This is a genomic window from Pseudomonas neuropathica, assembly GCF_051174785.1.
Classification (GTDB): domain Bacteria; phylum Pseudomonadota; class Gammaproteobacteria; order Pseudomonadales; family Pseudomonadaceae; genus Aquipseudomonas; species Aquipseudomonas neuropathica_A.
In genome coordinates, this window is record NZ_CP195111.1 from 4,232,531 (window position 1) to 4,251,185 (window position 18,655).

Genomic DNA, 18,655 nt, shown 5'->3' on the forward strand with positions numbered 1-18,655 from the left:
AAGGATGATTAACCGTTATGACGGAGAAGGGGCGCAAAGCAGCTTTCAGCCCGGCTCGCATGAGCAAGTGCTGAGCAATAAGCTGGGAATTATCGAACCCGAAGACATGGATGATGCAGAGCTGGTTTTGTTGGAAAAGCTCTACCAATCTGTGCTCATCGAGCATTTGCCTGATCGGTCAATCACTGTTCAGGATCTGAAGGATTGGCATCGACACTGGCTCGGGAACATCTATCCATGGGCGGGCGATGTCCGTGCGGTAAATTTGGGCAAGGATGGATTTTTCTTCGCTGCTGCGCCGCAAATTCCTCGGTTGCTCGACGGATTTGAAAGGGACTGTCTCGCCAAATACACGCCATGTCGGGCCGATCTGGACGAGAACCTGATTCGCGCCATTGCTGTAACGCACGTCGAGTTCATCCTTATTCATCCCTTTCGCGAGGGTAACGGACGCTTGTCGCGATTACTGGCGGATGTCATGGCCGTGCAGGCGGGCTACGTGCCGCTGGACTACAGTAGTTGGGAACGAAACAAAGAGGCTTATTTTGCAGCCATCAACCAAGGGCTGAACGGCAACTACGAACCCATGGAGTATTGGGTCCGGCAGGCATTGTGGACTTGAGGTACGACGCTACCTGGCCAGAGAAAGGTGCTGAAATTTGCTGGATCTGACTTTGAGTTTGCGCTCAATCGTCTCGACACTCTGCCCGGTCTCGATGGCGGTAGAGCTGGCGATTGCGCGGATCAACGTATCGGTTGTCAGTTTTTTTCGGGTGCGACGCGCGGAGGTCATGGCAGGGACTCTACGGAAGTTGTCAGGCGAGTATAGCGCTTGACTGGACTTGAAAAACATCACCTAAGACTTCGCACCGAAGCGCACGTCGGTGGTTGAATGGATTCGTAACGAAATGGTTTGAGTTCACCCCTTCCGAGTGATCACCCCGAAACCTGTGGGAGCTGGCTTGCCAGCGATAGCGGCCAACCATTCAACGCGCATGTTGAATGAAAAAACCGCTTCGCCAGCACGCTCGCTCCCACAGTTTTTCTCACGTCCTCGGCTGGCCCGGAAAACCATGGCACGGCAGAGCGCATTTAATTTTCAGGTCAACCTGAACCGTTTTAGCCGGAAATTTCCTATTAGGCTGTCTTCCGGCTAAACAGCTCGGCGCCCGTCGCGGCGCCCTCTGGATAGCCAAATCAACTGGCTGCAACGGCATGAAGCCGGTTCTGCAGCTCAATGCTTGTGGAGTTTTTATGCAAAAGGATTTTGCGATGACAGCACGCTACTGATGCCTTTTCGTAAAGGTGTATCCCGGGCGGACAGATTCACTTCGCCTTCTCGCGGTTAATGGCTGTCGGCCATGGCTGCCGCACCTCCTTCAAACAGTCCCGCCTGCGCTTCGCGTGTTCAGGGCGTGGGTAACGTCATCACTGAAATTGGCAAAAACAAGGAATAGTTATGATCATTTTGGGTGTTACCAACAACGATTTATCGGGAGCTTGCCTGGTGCGCGACGGCCTGATTCTTTCAGCGGTCAGCGAGGAGCGCTTCACCCGTATCAAGGACCACAAGATCTGGCCCGCGCAGTCCATTGAATTCGTCTTGAGCCAGGCGGGTTTGTCTTTGGAAGATGTCGACTATGTCGCCTATGGATGGAACGCCGGATTCAGTGCCGATAAGCATCTTGAATTGTATTTTGATCGCATCGTTGAGGAGGTCAGGACTAACCCTCAAGGCCTGACGCAATTCCGCCAGCGAGTCACCGATGAGGTCCGGAACGATAAAGAGAAACGCGCCGAATTTGATGAGTTCATCGCGGCCAATGGTTTGCTGGGCAAGGCGTACTACATCGATCACCATGAATGTCATGCCCTCGGTGCCTACGTCTGTTCGCCGTTCGATGAGGCGCTGACGTTGACCTGTGACGGGCGCGGCGACTTCCAGTCCCTGACCGTGACCTGGTACAGCCCGACTGAAACCAGCGTATTGCAACGCGAGACCAGCATCGACAGCCTGGGCTATTTCTACGGGCGGATTACCCATTTGCTCGGTTACAAGCCGAACCGCCATGAAGGCAAGGTCACCGGGCTCGCAGCATTCGGCGACCCGCAAAAACTGCTGGGAGTGATGCAGCAGATGATCCGTTTCGAGGACGGGCGCATCAAGGCGTATTGCGGCGATCTGTTCCTGCCGTCCTACAACAACTACAGCGATCCGCTGCAAGCGCTGTTCGCTGAGGAAACCCCCGAGGACATCGCGGCCGCCGTACAACGGCATAGCGAAGACTTGCTGGTCGCGGTGGTCACCCATCATCTGGAACAACGCGGCAGTAGCAATCTGTGTCTGGCCGGCGGCGTGTTTGGCAACGTGAAGCTCAATCAGCGCCTGCGCGAGATAGCCAACGTCAAGAATGTCTACGTGTTGCCGTGCATGGGCGATGGAGGCCTGGCATTGGCGGCGGCGGTCGGCGCCGCTTATCTGCAAAACGGTACTCGCTTCAAGGCCCCGTCAATGGCGCTCGGGCCGGAGTCGCGCAGCGTTTCGCAGAACATCAATCTGATCCATCGCGACTACCCGGAACTGGGTTACCACACGCCTGCCAACCTCATCGAGGTGCTCACCGAGGCGCTGCTGGAAAATCAGGTGCTGGGCATGTTCAAAGGCAAGATGGAATTCGGCCCGCGCTCGCTGTGCAATCGCAGCATCGTCTATCACGCCCAGGATGCCGAGGTTAACGACTGGCTCAACAAACGCATGCACCGCACCGAATTCATGCCCTTCGGGCCGGTCACCGCGATTGAACAGGCCGCCGCCTGTTACGTCGGTTGGAACGAGGAGCAAGTGGCGGCAGACACCATGACCATGACCTACGATTGTCACCCGGCGTTCATCGAGGCGAGCCCGGCGGTGGTGCACATCGATGGCACCGCACGGCCGCAGATCATTCGCCCGCAAGCCGACCCGTTCATGCACCGTCTGCTGAATGCCTGGCACGCCAGGACCGGTCAGGCGGCGTTGATCAACACCTCGTTCAACCGTCACGAAGAGCCCATCGTGTGTTCTTCTCAGGATGCTCTGGATGCCTTGAAAGAGGGCATGGTCGATCTGGTGGTCATGAGCGAGTCGCTGATCGTCTGGCGCAAGGGCAAAAACAGCTTCACCCAAACACGCTTCGAGTAATGAAGTGATGTGGGCAGGGCTCCGCTGGAGCCCTGTTTTGGCGTATCGAGCGTATGGATGTCGAATGTATCTAATCTTCTTCGGATTCTTTGCGGCAGAAGGGATCATCTATCCGTTCTGGCCAACCTGGCTTGATTCACTGGGCTTGAGCGCCAGTCAGATCGGCCTGCTGATTGCAGCGGCTTACTGGCCCCAGGTATTCACCGGGGTGTTTATCACTTACGTGGCCGACTGGCGCGTCGACCAACTGCGTCTGGCGGCATTTCTCGGATTCTCGGCGGCGTTGTGCACCGCGCTGTTTTATTTCGTGCCGGTGCATTTGTGGCTGTTTGTCGGGCTGAGCATTCTGTTTGGCGGGCTGTGGATGGTGGTGTTGCCCTTGTCCGAGGCCTATCTGCTCAAGCGCGATAAACAGGCGCTGCAGAACTATGGCTGGGTGCGGGCGGTGGGATCTTCTGCGTTTATTCTGACCTCGACCCTGGGTGGTTTTCTGTTTGCCCAGTACAGCCAGTCATGGGTGCCGATGGTGGTTGCCGCGTGCATGTTGTTTACCGCAATCGCGTGTCTGCGCTTGAAACGCCAGGTCTCGCGCACGCAAGCGGAGCCGCTCAGGCGCGCAATCAAACGCCCGGACTGGAAGGCGTTGCTGGCGCAAAAAAGCCTGTTGATCGCGATTGCCGCGGCCAGTTTCATTCAACTGAGTCACACCCTGTATTTCTCTACCGCGTCGATCGGCTGGGGCGTGAAGGGCTACTCTTCTTCGGCCATCGGGATGTTCTGGTCGGTGGCGGTCATTGCCGAAATCAGCTATTTCGCCCTGTCCAACAAAGTCCTGTCGTGGTGCTCACCGTTGTCCATTGTGATGTTTTCCAGCCTCTGTGCCGCGGCGCGCTGGGCGCTGTTTTCCAATAGCGATGCGCTACCAGTGATCGTGCTCGGGCAGTGTCTGCACGCGTTGAGTTTTGCCGCGTATCACGCGGCGATCATGCGCTTTATTCGCGATCACGCGCCGCAGGATATTCAGGTCTTTACTCAAGGGGTTTATTACTCCCTGGCGGTGGCCTTGCCCATGGGGCTGGCGACACCCTTCGCCGGGTATTTGTACGAAACTCACCCGCAGTGGTCCTATTACGTGATGGCGCTGTTTGCCCTGGTGGGCACAGTGCTGGCATTTCTCGCTCATTTGAAAATGCGAAGTTCAACTCATGACACCACGAACCTTTACCGCCGTCTGCTTTGATATGGACGGCGTGCTGATCCAGTCTCGCGAGGTCATTGAAGCGGCCTGGACCACGGTCGCGCGCCAATACGGTATCGAAGTCGATCAGGCATTTATCCACGAGCACATTCACGGGCGCCCGGGCGGCTACACGTTACAAGCCTTGTTCGGACAGTTTGACGAGCAGGAGCGGGTGGCGATCAAGCAACAGGTCGATACCCTTGAGGAGCTTTCCGATTGTTCGCTGGTGCCCGGCGTCGCGGCGTTTATCACGCTGCTCAAGGATTGCGCGGTGCCCCTGGCGCTGGTCACCAGCAGTTGGCGGGCACGCGTCGAGCATGTTCTGCAGCAACACAAGCTGACGTCGGTCTTTGACAGCATCATTTGCCGAGACGACGTACGCAGTGGCAAACCGGCCCCCGATCCCTATCGCCTGGCAGCGGCTCAATTGGCGCGTCAGAGCGATGAATGTCTGGTCTTTGAGGACTCAGTCAGCGGTGTGCAGTCGGCGATCAGCAGCGGCGCCTTGTGTATCGGCATTGGCGACGATCCAACCCTGACCGCTCACGGTGCGCTGTGTGCGTATGCCGATTTCACCGCGCTCGCGGTTTCCCGGACAGAGCAGGGGCCACACGCTTACAGCGAGGGCGGCCTGCGCATCAGTGCACCCGTTGCGCAGAGGTTCGCCCGGCCATGACCCAGACCCTGCAACACGCCCGCGTTCTTTGGGAATTCCTTGGCGCCGGGCGCACGCACAACCGCTGTGAACTGATCGTGGTCTGCGGCTCCTACGACCTCAGAGTCTGCGATTACGCCTGCCAATTGCTGAGCAAAGGCGTTGCCGAGCATCTGCTGTTCACTGGCCATACCGGCAACTGGACGAAGCATTTGTGGGATCGCAGCGAAGCCGATATTTTTGCCCAACGGGCCAAGGCGCTGGGCGTCAGGCCGGATCAATTCACCCTGGAATCGCGCGCCACCAACTTTGCCGAAAACATTGCGTTTGCCAAGGCGCTGTTTCCCGACGTGCGTCGAGCGACCTTTCTGACCAAACCGAATTCGATCCGCCGCGTGGCATTGACCTTGCCCGTTCAATGGCCCGAAGTTGAAGCTTGGGTGGACGCGCCGTCGTTCAGTTTTCCTGACGAGATCAGCAATCTGATCGGGGTCTTGGGAGTGATCGACGAAATGGTCGGCGATGTGCACCGGATCATGGTTTACCCTTCGCTGGGTTTTCAGGCCCCGCAGTTGATTCCCGAAGCGGTTGAGGCGGCGTGGCGATACCTGATAGAACAAGGCTTCGATCACCATTTGATCAAGGGCAGACGTTGATACCAGTCTGCCGCCTGGAGACTGACATGCAGTACGACACGCTGATCCGCAATGCGCTCGTCATTGATGGCAGCAATGTGGCCGGCTACCCCGCCGATGTGGCAATCCGTAAGGGTCGCATCGAGCGTATCGGCGACTTGCAGGATGCTCATGCAACAGAAGAAATCGATGCGGCGGGGCGGGTGCTGGCACCGGGATTTATCGATGTGCACACCCACGACGACACCGTGGTGATTCGTCAGCCCGAGATGCTGCCAAAACTCAGCCAGGGCGTGACCACGGTGATTGTCGGCAACTGCGGGATCAGCGCCTCGCCGGTCAGTCTGAAGGGCAATCCGCCGGATCCGATGAACCTGCTCGGCAGCGCGGCGGCATTCGTTTATCCACGCTTCAGCGATTACCGTGCGGCGGTCGAAGCGGCCAACATCACTTTAAACGTGGCTGCACTGGTCGGTCACACCGCGCTGCGCAGCAACCATCTGGATGACCTGTTCCGCAGCGCCACGCCGGAAGAAATTGTGGCGATGCGCAAGCAACTGCGTGAGAGTCTGGAGGCGGGCGCGTTGGGGTTATCCACAGGTCTGGCGTACGCCAGCGCCTTCAGCGCCTCCACCGATGAAGTGATGCAACTGACTGAAGAACTCACGGCGTTCGGTGCGGTGTACACCACGCATTTACGCAGCGAATTCGCCCCGGTGCTGGAAGCGATGGATGAAGCGTTCCAGATCGGTCGACATGCGAAATCGCCGGTGATCATTTCTCATCTCAAATGCGCTGGCGTCGGTAATTGGGGGCGCAGTCCGCAATTGCTCGCGTCGTTGGAAGAAGCCGCCAAAACTCACCCGGTCGGCTGCGATTGCTACCCGTATGCGGCGAGTTCATCGACGCTGGATCTGAAGCAAGTCACCGATGCGCATCGCATCACCATCACCTGGTCGACGCCGCACCCGGAAGTCAGCGGCCGCGACCTGATCGATATCGCCGCCGAATGGAGCATGCCGTTGCTTGATGCCGCCAAACGCCTGCAACCGGCCGGCGCGGTGTACTACGGCATGGACGAGGCGGATGTACGAAGAATCCTCGCGCATCCGTTATCGATGGTCGGTTCTGACGGACTGCCGGAAGATCCGTTCCCGCATCCGCGACTGTGGGGCGCGTTCCCACGGGTGTTGGGCCATTTCAGTCGTGATGTCGGGCTGTTTCCATTGCACACCGCGGTGCACAAGATGACCGGTTTGTCGGCGGCGCGGTTTGGGTTGAAGGAGCGCGGCGAAATTCGTGAAGGCTATTGGGCGGATCTGGTGTTGTTCGATCCGGCGACGGTACGTGATGTGGCGGATTTCAATGATCCGCAACGGCCGGCGCAGGGGATTGATGGGGTTTGGATCAATGGCGTGTTGAGTTACCGCGATGGACAGGCGAAGGGTAGGAGAGAAGGGCGTTTTCTGGCACGCGAAGGTGATTTGCGCCAAGGGTTTCATTGATTCTGATGGCGCCAAAAGATCGCAGCCTTCGGCAGCTCCTACAGTGGAACGCATATCCCTGTAGGAGCTGCCGAAGGCTGCGATCTTTTGATTTACGCCTCATAGTGGCACTCTGAGATTAAAGAAAGCCATCAACAGGCCGAATTGCTGACATCCACCCCGTCTACACTGTGGGGCCAATCAGTCAGGGAGCACCCCATGAGCTTCGGCAAAACCACCCCGATCCTGCGGATCTTCGATGAAGCCAAAGCTGTCGAGTTTTACGTCGACTTCCTCGGTTTCAAGATCGACTGGCAGCATCGCTTCGAGGCGAATTTTCCGTTGTATCTGCAGGTGTCGCGTGGCGAGTGTGTCTTGCATTTGTCCGAGCACCATGGCGATGCGACGCCGGGTTCGGCGCTGCGTATCGAGACCGATGAGCTGGAGGCGTTTCAGCAGCAGTTGGTGGCCAAGGATTACAAGTTTTCGCACCCGGGTATTCAGGCGATGCCTTGGGGGAGTCAGGACATGACGATCGTTGATCCGTTTGGTAATCGGCTGGTGTTTACCAACGCGATCAGCCTCTGAAGCGAAAAGCCCCTCACCCTAGCCCTCCCGAAACGTCGGACCGCCCAGAGGGAGAGGGGACTGACCGAGGTGTCTGGCGCTATGCACCGACCTGAAAGATCTGCATCGATTATAGATTCACGGCCCTCACCCTAGCCCTCTCCCAGAGGGAGAGGGGACCGATCCGGGGTTGCTTGAGAGATACACCGACCTGAACCTGCTCGGTCGAATCCATAATCGACTCGGTCATTCAGGTCGATGTATAGCGCCAGACACCTCGGTCGGCCCCCTCTCCCTCCGGGAGAGGGCTGGGGTGAGGGAAAATGGCACACCGCAAAAAGAAGCCCGCCACCTGACCATCACAGTTGGGGTCGCGGGCTTTTTCGTTACTCGGTCGGCACTAACCTGTCCAACACGCGATTGACGGCCATTTCCGCCACCATCACCACTTGCGCAATACCCTGCAGTGTCTTGCGGTGTGTGCCTTCAACCTGCGCGGCATGGTTGTTGAGCATGACCGTCGCCGAACCGAGGGTTTCGCTGGCGTCGGCCAGCAGGGATTCGGTGTTGGCTTCGGGGTTGGCCATGTACAGCGTGTTAGGGGAGTAGGGCGTGGCCATGAGGTCGGCGTTCGTCGGACCGAGATAGTGGTCGAGCGCGCGCTCGGCGGCTTCGTGGAATTTCTTTGAATCGGCGGATTCGTAGGGGGATGCCGGGTCGGTGACCGGCGGATTTGGCGTTATCTTGAACATAGCTGTGTTCCCTTTGTTGAGCGGCCACCCTTTGGCTACTAAACGAAGGGGTGGCAGCTGTACGCAGGTTAGTAGACCGGGGAACTCAGCTAAAAGCCGGCGCGCCGAAGCGCCCTGCGTACAGCCACCATCAAGCTCAGATACGCGAGTACCTGTGATGAATGTACGACCAGCAGAGTTACCACCGGGCTACTAAACCCGATCACTGGAAATCAGTGACGCAATCAAGTTACGCAGCATGCTCCGGGCGTACAAGCCGGCGGATTCTGGCTTAGGCGTAGGTTACGGCGCAAGGATTTGTGGGCTGTTTCGCGTAACGCTGAGTGTCTTTAAACACCTGTGGTGCAGGATGTTTATTGCGCTCAAGTATCGAAGATTTACCTGTAGGAATCGGTTGCTGCAACTGGCGCATTCGCGAGCAAGCTCGCTCCCACAATGGATCTGCAGTGAACATCGAATTGGTGAGCAGCCGAGATCAACTGTGGAAGCGAGCTTGCTCGCGAAGAGGCCCGAATAATCACCCGCGATGCATCTGCCGAAACTCCCCCGGCGGCATCCCCCGCCGACTCTTGAACGTGCGGTGAAACGACCTCGGTTCGGTAAACCCCAGATACTGCGCAATGTCCTGAATCGGCAGTGTGCTGTTGAGCAAATAATGCTCAGCCAGCTCCTGACGCAAATCATCGAGAATCTGCTGATACGACGTCCCCGCCTGATGCAACTGCCGCTGCAACGTCCGCACTGAAACGGCGAGCTGTTCGGCGACCTGCTCCTTGCGCGGCAAACCCTCCTTGAGCAACTGCCGCAGGATGTTCTTCACCTGCTGTTCCAGCGACGCATCCTCCAGCGTCGCCATCAGCCCCAACGCATGTTCTTCCAAAGTTCGCAGCAACTGCGCATCGGCCTGACGCAGCGGCAACTGCAAATACGCCAGCGGCACGACCAGCGCCGAATAAGGCTGATCGAACAACACCGGGCAACCGAAAAACGCCTCGTACTGCGCCGGCGTAGCCTCGACCGGGCATGTATGTTCGAGCCAGACCCCGGCCGGCGACATCTGCGTATCGGCGATCCAGCGCGCATAGTGCAGCCACGATCCCAGCACGTTTTCCACCAGATGCCGACGAATTCGCGGGCGCTGATAACGGCAGGTCCAGATCAGATGCACATGACCGTCCTGCACCTCGGCGCGACTGACGCCCATGTCGCCGACCAGTTTTTCGAACGGCATGATCCGGCTCATCGCATCGCCCAGCGTCGCGCAGTTCATGGTGATGTAACCGAGCACGCTCCACGAATTGGGCAGAACGAAATTCGCCGCGTTAAGCCCGAACAACGGATCCCCCGAATGCTCGCAGAAATAATCCAGCAGCCGTTCATGCGCCTCACCGGGCAAACGCAGGGTGTTGTCGCTCAACTGCTGCGCCTGCAAACCCGCTGCGGCCAACGCCGGCTCGATGGCCATGCCCAGTTGTTCGGCATGGCGCAGGTACTTGAGCAGCGGCGGAACCGAGGTGAAGCCGAGCGATTGCATGATCCCATTCCTTTGATCAACGGCGGCGGAGGCGGACGAATAGCCTGAAAGGTAATTTGAAACCCCGACTAAAGTAAATGGCTGACGCTTGCGCGACGTTTGACTCAATTGGCTACACGAACTGGCCGGATGCGACCGTGACACTTTGCGGCCGCTGGCTAGTATGGAGGCCTGAAAGTTCACTGATCTGACGGCAAGAAGGGCACACGCATGCGACGCTGGAACGGCTGGGGAGAGGCAAGTACGGTGGTCGAACTGCCGGCCCAGGGCGCGGAGTTTCTTCATGAACGACTGGGCGAGGGGCGAGCGCTGCCCGATGCCACGCTTGAAGAGGCATTGGCCCGCGTGCCAACGTCGCGGTTGCAAGCAAACGCCTTATACAGCGTCGATGCCCATGACCGCTTGCTGCATGCGCGGGGCCAGAGCCTGCCGGACTGGCTGGCATTGCGCGAAGGTGCACTGGGCAATTATCCCGATGCGGTGGCGTTTCCCGAAACGGCTGAACATATTCGCCAGTTGCTGGCGCTCGCCCATGAACAGGACTTGTGCCTGATCCCGTATGGCGGCGGCACATCGGTGGCCGGGCACATCAATCCGCCGGATTCGGCGCGGCCAGTGGTGACAGTATCGATGGCGCGGATGAATCGCCTGATCGATCTCGACGAACAAAGCCTGCTGGCGACGTTCGGCCCCGGTGCGAGTGGCCCGCAGGTGGAAAGTCAGTTGCGTGCGCGGGGCTACACGCTGGGGCATTTCCCGCAGTCGTGGGAGTTGTCGACGCTGGGCGGTTGGGTGGCCAGCCGTTCGAGCGGTCAGCAGTCGTTGCGCTATGGCCGGATCGAGCAATTGTTTGCGGGCGGAACCTTGGAAACCTTTGCCGGGCCTTTGGAAATCCCAACTTTCCCGGCTTCAGCGGCGGGCCCTGATCTGCGCGAAGTTGTGCTCGGTTGCGAGGGCCGTTTCGGGATCATTTCCGAGGTCAAGGTGCGGGTCAGCGCATTGCCTGCCGATGAGCGTTTCTACGGTGTATTTCTACCCGATTGGCCGCAGGCACTCAGAGCCATTCGCCAATTGGCCCAGGCGCGCGTACCACTGTCGATGCTGCGCCTGTCCAACGCCGTGGAAACTGAAACGCAACTGGCACTCGCCGGTCATCCGCAACAAATCGCCTGGCTGGAAAAGTATCTGAATCTGCGCGGGGCGGGCGCGGGTAAATGCCTGCTGACGTTCGGCGTGACCGGTAATCGCCGACAAAACGCATTGTCGCTGACCCAGGCGCGGCAGCATCTGAAGGCCTTCGGCGGCGTGTTCACCGGCACTTTGCTCGGCAAGAAATGGGCGCAGAACCGCTTCCGTTTCCCCTATCTGCGCGAGAACCTGTGGAACGCCGGTTACGTGGTCGACACCCTCGAAACCGCTACCGACTGGAGCAATGTCGACAACCTGCTCAACCTCGTCGAAAACAGCCTGCGCGACGCTTTGGCCGCCGAGGGCGAGCGTGTGCATGTGTTCACCCACTTGTCCCACGTCTACGGCGAAGGTTCGAGCATCTACACCACTTACGTGTTTCGCCCGGCGGCGGATTACCCGGCGACGCTGGCACGCTGGAAAGCGCTCAAACACGCGGCCAGCCAGACCATCGTCGACAACCACGGCACCATCAGTCACCAGCACGGCGTCGGCAAAGATCACGCGCCGTACCTGTTACGGGAGAAGGGCGCATTGGCGACGGATGCGTTGCAGGCGCTGAGCAAACACTTCGATCCGGCCGGGCGCCTCAACCCCGGCACGCTGCTGCCGGAGTGACGGCGATGAGTCAGGACTGGAACGCCGCGTGGCGCCAGCAGATTTTGCCAACACTGGTGGAAGAAACCTGGGATCTGATCGTCATCGGCGGCGGAATCAGCGGCGCCGGAATCCTGCGTGAAGCCGCACGTCGAGGCTGGCGCTGCCTGCTGCTTGAGCAACGTGATTTCGCTTGGGGCACCTCCAGCCGATCATCGAAAATGGTCCATGGCGGTTTGCGTTACATCGCCAAGGGCCAGTGGCGCCTGACCCGTGATTCGGTGCGCGAACGTCAGCGCTTGCTCGACGAAGCGCCGGGACTGGTCGAGCCGATGAGTTTCATGATGCCGCACTATCGCGGCGGCTTTCCCGGGCCTCGGGTGTTGGGTGGTTTGCTGAGCGTGTACGACGCCTTGGCGGGACGGCGCAGCCATCGCTTTCATGATGCGCAACAACTGCGTTATCTGGCGCCGGGGGTGAAGGAAAACGACTTGCTCGGCGGCACCTGTTTTGTCGACGCGCTGACCGATGACGCGCGACTGGTGATGCGGGTGTTGAGCGAAGCGCGGGCCGATGGCGCTGTCGTGGTTAACGGCGTTCGCGTCGAGCATTTGCTGCGAGAAAACAGCCGAGTGTGCGGCGTTCAGGTCGAGGATTGCGAGGCCGGCACGTCAATGCAATTGCGCTGCGGCGTGCTCGCGGTGGCTACCGGCGCCTGGGCTGAACGCTTGCGACCGTCAGAGGCGCCACGGCAATTGCGACCGTTGCGCGGCAGTCATTTATTGCTGCCGGGTTGGCGTCTGCCGGTGGCGCAGGCGTTCACTTTCCTGCATCAGCGTGATCGGCGGCCGGTGTTTGTTTTTCCGTGGGAGGGCGCGACGGTGGTCGGCACTACAGACCTCGACCATCGCGACGATCTGGATCAGAGCGCGAGCATCAGCGTTGAAGAACTCGACTATTTGCTGGCGGCCTGCACGCAACAGTTTCCCGGCGCCGAAGTGAGCGCGGCGGATGTGTTGTCGACCTGGTCGGGCGTGCGTCCGGTGGTGGGCAGCGCAGGTGCGCATCAAGACAAACCGTCGAACGAAACCCGTGAACATGTGCTGTGGCAGGAGCCCGGTTGCGTGACCCTGGCCGGCGGCAAACTGACCACGTTTCGCCCGCAAGCCATCGAAGTGCTCAAGGCCTGCGCAGACATGCTCGAACGTCCCTTCGTCGATGACGCCGCCCCCGTGTTCGCCGCTGTTCCTGTGCAGGCGATTCCTGAGTTGAGCAGCCAACAGTGGCGACGTCTGGCAGGACGGCATGGCCGAAACCTGCCAAGGCTGGCGCAACTGATCAAAGAAATCGGCCACGCCACGGTCGGCCCCACGGACACTTTGTGGGCAGAACTTGCCTACGCCTGCGAAGCGGAAATGATCTTGCACCTCGACGATCTGCTCCTGCGCCGCACGCGTCTCGGTCTGCTGCTACCGCGCGGTGGCGAAGACTATTTCGCCGCCATTCGCCAACTCTGCCAGCCACGACTGACCTGGAGCGACGAACACTGGCAGCAAGAAATTCAGCGTTATCGGGCGTTGTGGCAACGCCATCACGGTTTGCCAGATGCCACGCCTTGATGCCCCTTGAAGAGAGCTCCATGGACAACCACCCGAACAAGCGTTATCTGCTGGCCATCGACAACGGCACCCAGAGCGTGCGCGCGTTGCTCTTCGATCTGCAGGGCAATCTGCTTGGCAAAGGCAAGGTCGAGTTGCAGGCGTATTACTCGGCGCAGCCGGGTTGGGCCGAGCAGGATCCGGAGTATTACTGGGCGAAACTCGGCGAGGCGTGTCAGCAGGTCTGGCAGCAGACTGGCATTGATCGCTCACAGATTGCCGGCGTTTCCCTGACCACGCAGCGCGGTACGGTGATCAATGTCGATGCCGAGGGCAAACCGCTGCGCCCGGCGATTCTGTGGCTCGATCAACGGCAGAGCGAAGTCGAGGGCGGGATCAAAGGACCGTGGGGTTGGCTGTTCAAACTGGTCGGCGCGCAAGGCACCGTGGATTATTTTCGCGCTCAGGCTGAGGCGAATTGGATCGCTCAGCATCAGCCAGAAGTGTGGGCGGCGACCGACAGGTTTTTACTGCTCTCGGGTTTTCTCACCCATCGATTGTGCGGACGCTTTGTCGACTCGATCGGCTGTTGCGTCGGCTACCTGCCGTTCGATTTCAAACGGTTGAGATGGGCCGCGCCGAGTGACTGGAAATGGCAGGCGCTGGCGGTGCGTCCCGAGCAATTGCCGACCCTGCACAAACCCGCTGAAACCCTTGGCTACATCACCGCTGAAGCCGCGCGCCACACCGGCATTCCCGAAGGTTTGCCGTTGATTGCTGCCGGCGCCGACAAGGCTTGCGAAGTGGTCGGTGCCGGTGTGGTCGATGCGAGCACGGTGTGCTTGTCTTACGGCACCACGGCGACAATCACCAGCACCCGCTCGCGCTATCTGGAAATCGTCCCGTTGATTCCGCCGTATCCCTCGGCGGTACCGGATCAGTACAACTGCGAGGTGATGATTTATCGCGGTTACTGGATGGTCAGCTGGTTCAAGAACGAGTTCGGGTTGCGCGAGATGCAGCAGGCCAAAGAGCAAGGCATCGAGCCGGAGCAATTATTCGACGCGCTGGTGGAAGCGGTTCCACCGGGATCGATGGGTTTGATGCTGCAACCGTACTGGTCGCCGGGGATTCGCGAGCCGGGTGTCGAGGCGAAAGGCGCGATGATCGGCTTCGGTGATGTGCACACGCGTGCACATATTTACCGGGCGATTCTTGAGGGGCTGGCGTATGCGTTGCGTCAGGGCATGGAGAATATCGAGCGGCGTTCGAAGGTCTCGATCAAGCGTCTGCGCGTGGCGGGTGGCGGTTCGCAGAGTGATGCGGCGATGCAGCTTACGGCGAATATTTTCGGCTTGCCGGCGGAGCGTCCGCATGTGTACGAAGCGTCTGGCCTGGGCGCGGCGATTTGTTGTGCGGTGGGGTTGGGACTGCACGCGGATTTCCCCACGGCGATCGCGGCGATGACCCGCGTCGGTGCGGTTTTCACCCCGCAACCCGAGGCGCAGAAGATCTACGAGCAACTGTACAAAGAGGTCTACCTGCGCATGTACCGCCAGCTTAAACCGCTGTATCAAAGCATCCGCAAAATCACCGGTTACCCCGCCTGAAAAAACACCACCAATCCCCTGTAGGAGCTGCCGAAGGCTGCGATCTTTTGATCTTGTTTTTTAAGATCAACGTCAAAAGATCGCAGCCTTCGGCAGCTCCTACAGGGACCATATTGCGACTCGATGTGGCGCCATCGGAGACTTTTTCTGGAGAGATCGGACAGTGTCAGCGCCGGGGTCGGTTGTTAGGCTCATCCCCCACGGCACCGCCAATAAGAACGACAAGCAATGAAGCTGACCTTCCTCCTGTTGCTGCTTTGTGCAACGGCCCCGAGCGCCTGGGGCTGGTCCAACCACACGGTGGGCAGCTATCTGGCGTTGCAGGATCTGCCGGCGTTGCGTGATGCGCCAGCGGTTGAAGTCGAGCCACTGGAGCAGTTTCTCACCGAGCAATATCCGGCCGTGCTGGCGCTGCTGGAACAACAGGAAACCTTCGCCCGCGAGCACTTCGCTCAGTACCCGCCACGCCCCGACAATCTGAAATTGCCCGCAGTGCCAAGCGACAATCTGCGCCACGATTTCCTCTCGGCGCTGCGCATCAATCCCGAGATACATCTGGCGATGATCATCCAGCCATTGCCCGGCAAAGACCTGCCAGAACGTGAGCATCTGCAGGCCAATCAAGTCATGGTCGAGCAAACCCTGTCACCGTGGAATCGCCAGCGCTTCATCGTCATCGCCGAGCACGAAAAAGTCGCACCGCTGGCCGTGCTCGCCAGCGCTGCTGACGAGCCGGATTACGGCCACGACATCAATCTGTTCAGCGACAACCCTGGCCGGGTCGGCGCGCTATACGGTTTCGGCCCGCAACCGTTCGGCGATGCGCGTTTCCAGTACAGCTCGCAGGCGCCGTTCCACATGGGCTTCTTCCATGAAAGCGCGGTGGTGTACGCGGCTGCCGGTTTCCTCGAGCGCAGTTGGCCGGATTGGCGCGCCTATCAGTACATGGGCCTTGCGCGACTGGCGTTTGCCAGCGGTCATCGGTATTGGGGTTATCGCTTTCTCGGCTGGGGCCTGCACCACATTCAGGATCTGACCCAGCCGTATCACGCCAAGCCGTTGCCCGGTGTCGATCTCGCCAGTCTTTTGCTGCTGGAAGGCAAGGCCATCGCCGGTTTCGCTGAGGACAAACAAGCCTCCATCGAGCGCGTCGCCACTCGGCATATGGAAGTGGAGAAGTACCAGTCGACCTGGCTGCGGCGCGTGCTGCGTGCCGGTCAGTCGCACCCGATGCTCGCGGCTTACGCTGATGTGGCTCAGGACAAAAGCTACCCGCCGTACTCGGTCGACTACCTGCGCGAAGTGGTCAGTGCCGAGTCGGTCAACGATTCTGCAGCGTTCGACGAAGCCATCGGCCAGTGGCTGGAAACGGCGCCCGTCAGCAGTGATTTCAGCAGCGGCAATCAGCTGCATCGAGAAGATTTCGACCATCCGACACTCAACCAGCAACTGTTCAAGTTACTGAGGCATTTCGGCTCGCACAGCCGAATCTACGTCAGCGCGGGATTGGCGCCCTAGCCATCGCGGCAGGACAACAAAACAATAAAAAACAGCGAAGGAGGAACAGATGATCAACTCTCGATTGCGCCTGACGGGCGTCGCGCTCCCCGGTGTCGGCCTGGCAGGGCTGCTGCAGTTGTGCGCAGTCGATGCGGCGCACGCGGTGGAGTTCAGCCTGATGGACAAGCAGGTCACCGGCTCCCTCGACACGACCTTGTCTTACGGCCGTTTGTGGCGGGTGCAGGGCCGCGACAAGACTAACGATGACGTCAACACCAACGACGGCAATCGCAACTTCGACACCGGGCTGGTTTCCGAGGTGTACAAGATCACTTCCGAGCTTGAAGCCAACTATCAGAACTATGGCGTGTTCGTGCGCGGCACCGCGTTCTACGACACGCAGCTGATGGACAAGCGCAACGACTACTACGACAACAACAGCCCGTCGCAGCCGAGCCAGAGCTACCCGCAGGACGATCATTTCACCGGCCAGACACGCGACATCGCCGGCAGCCGCATCGAGATGCTCGACGCCTATGTGCATGGCAGTTGGGACGTTGCGCAGATGCCGGTGACGGCGCGCGTCGGTCGGCAGGTGTTCAACTGGGGCGAGGGGATTTTCTATCGCGGCGGGATCAACACCACCAACCCGGTGGACGCCGCCAAGTACCGCTTGCCCGGCGCCGAAGTGAAGGAAGTGCTGGTGCCGGTCGAGGCGCTGAGCTTCAACATCGGCCTGACCGATTCGCTGACGATGGAGAGTTTCTACCAGACCAACTGGAAGGAAACCCGCATCGACCCGGTCGGCACGTTCTACTCGCAGACCGACCTGTTCGCCGACGGCGGCAACACCGGTTACAACAACTTCAGCGGCACGGCGCTGGATACGCCTGTGCCGGGATTTGGCAACGTCATCGGTTTATACAGCGCGCTGGGCAACAACCCATTGCTGAACTCCGCCCTGCAAACCACGGGCCTGTACGCCAACGGCGTGACGCCGGCCTACGGCAACACGCTCAAAGTGGCGAGCATCGGCAAGGACTACAACGCGCGCAACGATGGTCAGTTCGGCTTTGCCTTTCGCTACATCGCTGAACAACTCAACAGCACCGAGTTCGGTTTGTACATGGTCAACTACCACGCCAAGGAACCGACCATCGCGGCGGATCTGGGCGGCTACAACGGCATCGACATGGATGCGCTGACCAATCTGCTGGCGGGCGTCGCTGGCAGTCAGGCCGGGGCACTGGCCAACGGTCTGGCCACGGCGGATGTGATGGGCAATATCCAGGCGCATCGGCGTTACGCCGAAGACATTCGTATGTACGGCTTCAGCTTCAACACCACGTTGGGCGAGGCCTCGGTGTTTGGTGAGATTGCTTATCGGCCGAACCTGCCGATCGGCGTTGCGGCGACCAACGATTTGATTGGTGACCTGGCCAATGGTGCCGCGGCAGCGGTGACGGGCCAGTCGATCAATGTTGGCGGACAAATGGTCACCCTCGATAGCCAGATCAACAACGCCGCGCGCGTGGACGCGTTCAACATCTCGCTGGGCACCATCTATAACTTCGGCCCCACGGCTTCGTTCGACTCGCTGTTCGGCATCTTCGAACTGGCCTCCGAGCACCTGCGCGGCAGTAGTCTGCAATACACCGCTTATGACGGCAGTCGTCGTTACTACGCCGGCACGGGCAACTATTCCTATGTCTCCGGCGGTGATCGCGACGATCAGGTCAACCGCAATTCCTACAGCTACACGGCAATGCTCAACGGCACCTGGAACGATGTGTACGCGGGGGTCAACGTCTCGCCGTACATCGTCTACAAGGACGATTTCGAGGGCAACAGCTATCAGGCCGGCAACACCATCGAAGGGCGCAAGGCCTACACGCTGGGGATCAAGGCCAACTATCAGAACAAGCTCGAAGCCGAACTGCAATACACCGAGTTCTATGGCGGCGGGCAGAACAACGGTATTCGCGACCGCGACAATGTCGGGTTCAACTTCAAGTATTTCCTTTGAGTTTCATACGAGATTTCTGCAACACATCATCCCCCTGTGGGAGCGAGCTTGCTCGCGAAGAGGCCGGCACATTCAAAACAGGTATCGC

General features: G+C 59.4%; 14 protein-coding genes. 12 read left to right on the forward strand and 2 right to left on the reverse strand.

Going from position 1 to position 18,655, the window contains the following annotated elements; translation table 11 throughout:
* Positions 1–4: 4 nt before the first annotated feature.
* The 7 genes from ACRRSD_RS19065 to ACRRSD_RS19095 all read left to right on the forward strand — a co-directional run bounded on the left by ACRRSD_RS19065 (position 5) and on the right by ACRRSD_RS19095 (position 7,783).
* On the forward strand, positions 5–622 hold the full coding sequence (locus ACRRSD_RS19065) for a Fic/DOC family protein (RefSeq protein WP_435034692.1): 618 nt from the start codon (positions 5–7) through the stop codon (positions 620–622).
* 837 nt (positions 623–1,459) lie between these two features.
* Entirely contained in the window at positions 1,460–3,181 is a 1,722-nt protein-coding gene (locus ACRRSD_RS19070; RefSeq protein WP_435034693.1) for a carbamoyltransferase family protein, read from the forward strand.
* Positions 3,182–3,245: 64 nt separating this feature from the next.
* Positions 3,246–4,421 carry an MFS transporter gene (locus ACRRSD_RS19075; protein WP_435034694.1) on the forward strand — a complete coding sequence of 392 codons (1,176 nt, stop codon included), beginning with the start codon at positions 3,246–3,248 and terminating at the stop codon, positions 4,419–4,421.
* Entirely contained in the window at positions 4,387–5,097 is a 711-nt protein-coding gene (locus tag ACRRSD_RS19080; RefSeq protein WP_435034695.1) for an HAD family hydrolase, read from the forward strand. The genes ACRRSD_RS19075 and ACRRSD_RS19080 overlap by 35 nt, the downstream gene beginning before the upstream one ends.
* On the forward strand, positions 5,094–5,732 hold the full coding sequence (locus ACRRSD_RS19085; RefSeq protein ID WP_435034697.1) for a YdcF family protein: 639 nt from the start codon (positions 5,094–5,096) through the stop codon (positions 5,730–5,732). Before ACRRSD_RS19080 ends, ACRRSD_RS19085 begins: the two co-directional genes overlap by 4 nt.
* Positions 5,733–5,758: 26 nt before the next feature.
* The gene (locus ACRRSD_RS19090) at positions 5,759–7,216 is read left to right on the forward strand and encodes an N-acyl-D-amino-acid deacylase family protein (RefSeq protein WP_435034699.1); all 1,458 of its coding nucleotides are present in this window, start codon (positions 5,759–5,761) and stop codon (positions 7,214–7,216) included.
* 198 nt (positions 7,217–7,414) lie between these two features.
* Positions 7,415–7,783: a glyoxalase superfamily protein gene (locus tag ACRRSD_RS19095; protein WP_435034701.1), complete on the forward strand. Its 369-nt coding sequence runs from the start codon at positions 7,415–7,417 to the stop codon at positions 7,781–7,783.
* Positions 7,784–8,148: 365 nt separating this feature from the next.
* On the opposite strand, the gene ACRRSD_RS19100 is transcribed toward ACRRSD_RS19095, so the two are convergent.
* Together ACRRSD_RS19100 and gliR are read right to left on the reverse strand one after the other, a co-directional pair.
* Complete coding sequence (locus tag ACRRSD_RS19100; protein WP_194933470.1) at positions 8,149–8,514, reverse strand: DUF6124 family protein; 366 nt, start codon at positions 8,512–8,514, stop codon at positions 8,149–8,151.
* Between the two features lie 517 nt (positions 8,515–9,031).
* On the reverse strand, positions 9,032–10,048 hold the full coding sequence (gliR, locus tag ACRRSD_RS19105) for an AraC family transcriptional regulator GliR (RefSeq protein WP_435034704.1): 1,017 nt from the start codon (positions 10,046–10,048) through the stop codon (positions 9,032–9,034).
* Between the two features lie 210 nt (positions 10,049–10,258).
* On the opposite strand from gliR, the gene ACRRSD_RS19110 reads away from it, so the two are divergent.
* The 5 genes from ACRRSD_RS19110 to ACRRSD_RS19130 all read left to right on the forward strand — a co-directional run bounded on the left by ACRRSD_RS19110 (position 10,259) and on the right by ACRRSD_RS19130 (position 18,567).
* Complete coding sequence (locus ACRRSD_RS19110) at positions 10,259–11,854, forward strand: FAD-binding oxidoreductase (RefSeq protein WP_435034706.1); 1,596 nt, start codon at positions 10,259–10,261, stop codon at positions 11,852–11,854.
* Positions 11,855–11,859: 5 nt separating this feature from the next.
* A complete protein-coding gene (locus ACRRSD_RS19115; protein WP_435034708.1) occupies positions 11,860–13,452 on the forward strand; it encodes a glycerol-3-phosphate dehydrogenase/oxidase in 1,593 nt (530 codons plus the stop codon).
* Positions 13,453–13,472: 20 nt separating this feature from the next.
* Positions 13,473–15,041 (forward strand): FGGY-family carbohydrate kinase, encoded by a 1,569-nt coding sequence (locus ACRRSD_RS19120; RefSeq protein WP_435034710.1) that lies wholly within the window; start codon positions 13,473–13,475, stop codon positions 15,039–15,041.
* Positions 15,042–15,269: 228 nt separating this feature from the next.
* Positions 15,270–16,559 carry a phospholipase gene (locus tag ACRRSD_RS19125; RefSeq protein WP_435034712.1) on the forward strand — a complete coding sequence of 430 codons (1,290 nt, stop codon included), beginning with the start codon at positions 15,270–15,272 and terminating at the stop codon, positions 16,557–16,559.
* Between the two features lie 49 nt (positions 16,560–16,608).
* Positions 16,609–18,567, forward strand: a complete 1,959-nt coding sequence (locus tag ACRRSD_RS19130) for a DUF1302 domain-containing protein (RefSeq protein ID WP_435034714.1) — start codon at positions 16,609–16,611, stop codon at positions 18,565–18,567.
* The last annotated feature ends 88 nt before the right edge of the window (positions 18,568–18,655 follow it).

What these genes read in the sequence shown, in the direction of transcription:
- ACRRSD_RS19065 (WP_435034692.1), top strand. Translation starts at nt 5, where the DNA reads ATGATTAACCGTTATGACGGAGAAGGGGCGCAAAGCAGCTTTCAGCCC.
- ACRRSD_RS19070 (WP_435034693.1), top strand. Translation starts at nt 1,460, where the DNA reads ATGATCATTTTGGGTGTTACCAACAACGATTTATCGGGAGCTTGCCTG.
- ACRRSD_RS19075 (WP_435034694.1), top strand. Translation starts at nt 3,246, where the DNA reads ATGTATCTAATCTTCTTCGGATTCTTTGCGGCAGAAGGGATCATCTAT.
- ACRRSD_RS19080 (WP_435034695.1), top strand. Translation starts at nt 4,387, where the DNA reads ATGACACCACGAACCTTTACCGCCGTCTGCTTTGATATGGACGGCGTG.
- ACRRSD_RS19085 (WP_435034697.1), top strand. Translation starts at nt 5,094, where the DNA reads ATGACCCAGACCCTGCAACACGCCCGCGTTCTTTGGGAATTCCTTGGC.
- ACRRSD_RS19090 (WP_435034699.1), top strand. Translation starts at nt 5,759, where the DNA reads ATGCAGTACGACACGCTGATCCGCAATGCGCTCGTCATTGATGGCAGC.
- ACRRSD_RS19095 (WP_435034701.1), top strand. Translation starts at nt 7,415, where the DNA reads ATGAGCTTCGGCAAAACCACCCCGATCCTGCGGATCTTCGATGAAGCC.
- ACRRSD_RS19100 (WP_194933470.1), bottom strand. Translation starts at nt 8,514, where the DNA reads ATGTTCAAGATAACGCCAAATCCGCCGGTCACCGACCCGGCATCCCCC.
- gliR (WP_435034704.1), bottom strand. Translation starts at nt 10,048, where the DNA reads ATGCAATCGCTCGGCTTCACCTCGGTTCCGCCGCTGCTCAAGTACCTG.
- ACRRSD_RS19110 (WP_435034706.1), top strand. Translation starts at nt 10,259, where the DNA reads ATGCGACGCTGGAACGGCTGGGGAGAGGCAAGTACGGTGGTCGAACTG.
- ACRRSD_RS19115 (WP_435034708.1), top strand. Translation starts at nt 11,860, where the DNA reads ATGAGTCAGGACTGGAACGCCGCGTGGCGCCAGCAGATTTTGCCAACA.
- ACRRSD_RS19120 (WP_435034710.1), top strand. Translation starts at nt 13,473, where the DNA reads ATGGACAACCACCCGAACAAGCGTTATCTGCTGGCCATCGACAACGGC.
- ACRRSD_RS19125 (WP_435034712.1), top strand. Translation starts at nt 15,270, where the DNA reads ATGAAGCTGACCTTCCTCCTGTTGCTGCTTTGTGCAACGGCCCCGAGC.
- ACRRSD_RS19130 (WP_435034714.1), top strand. Translation starts at nt 16,609, where the DNA reads ATGATCAACTCTCGATTGCGCCTGACGGGCGTCGCGCTCCCCGGTGTC.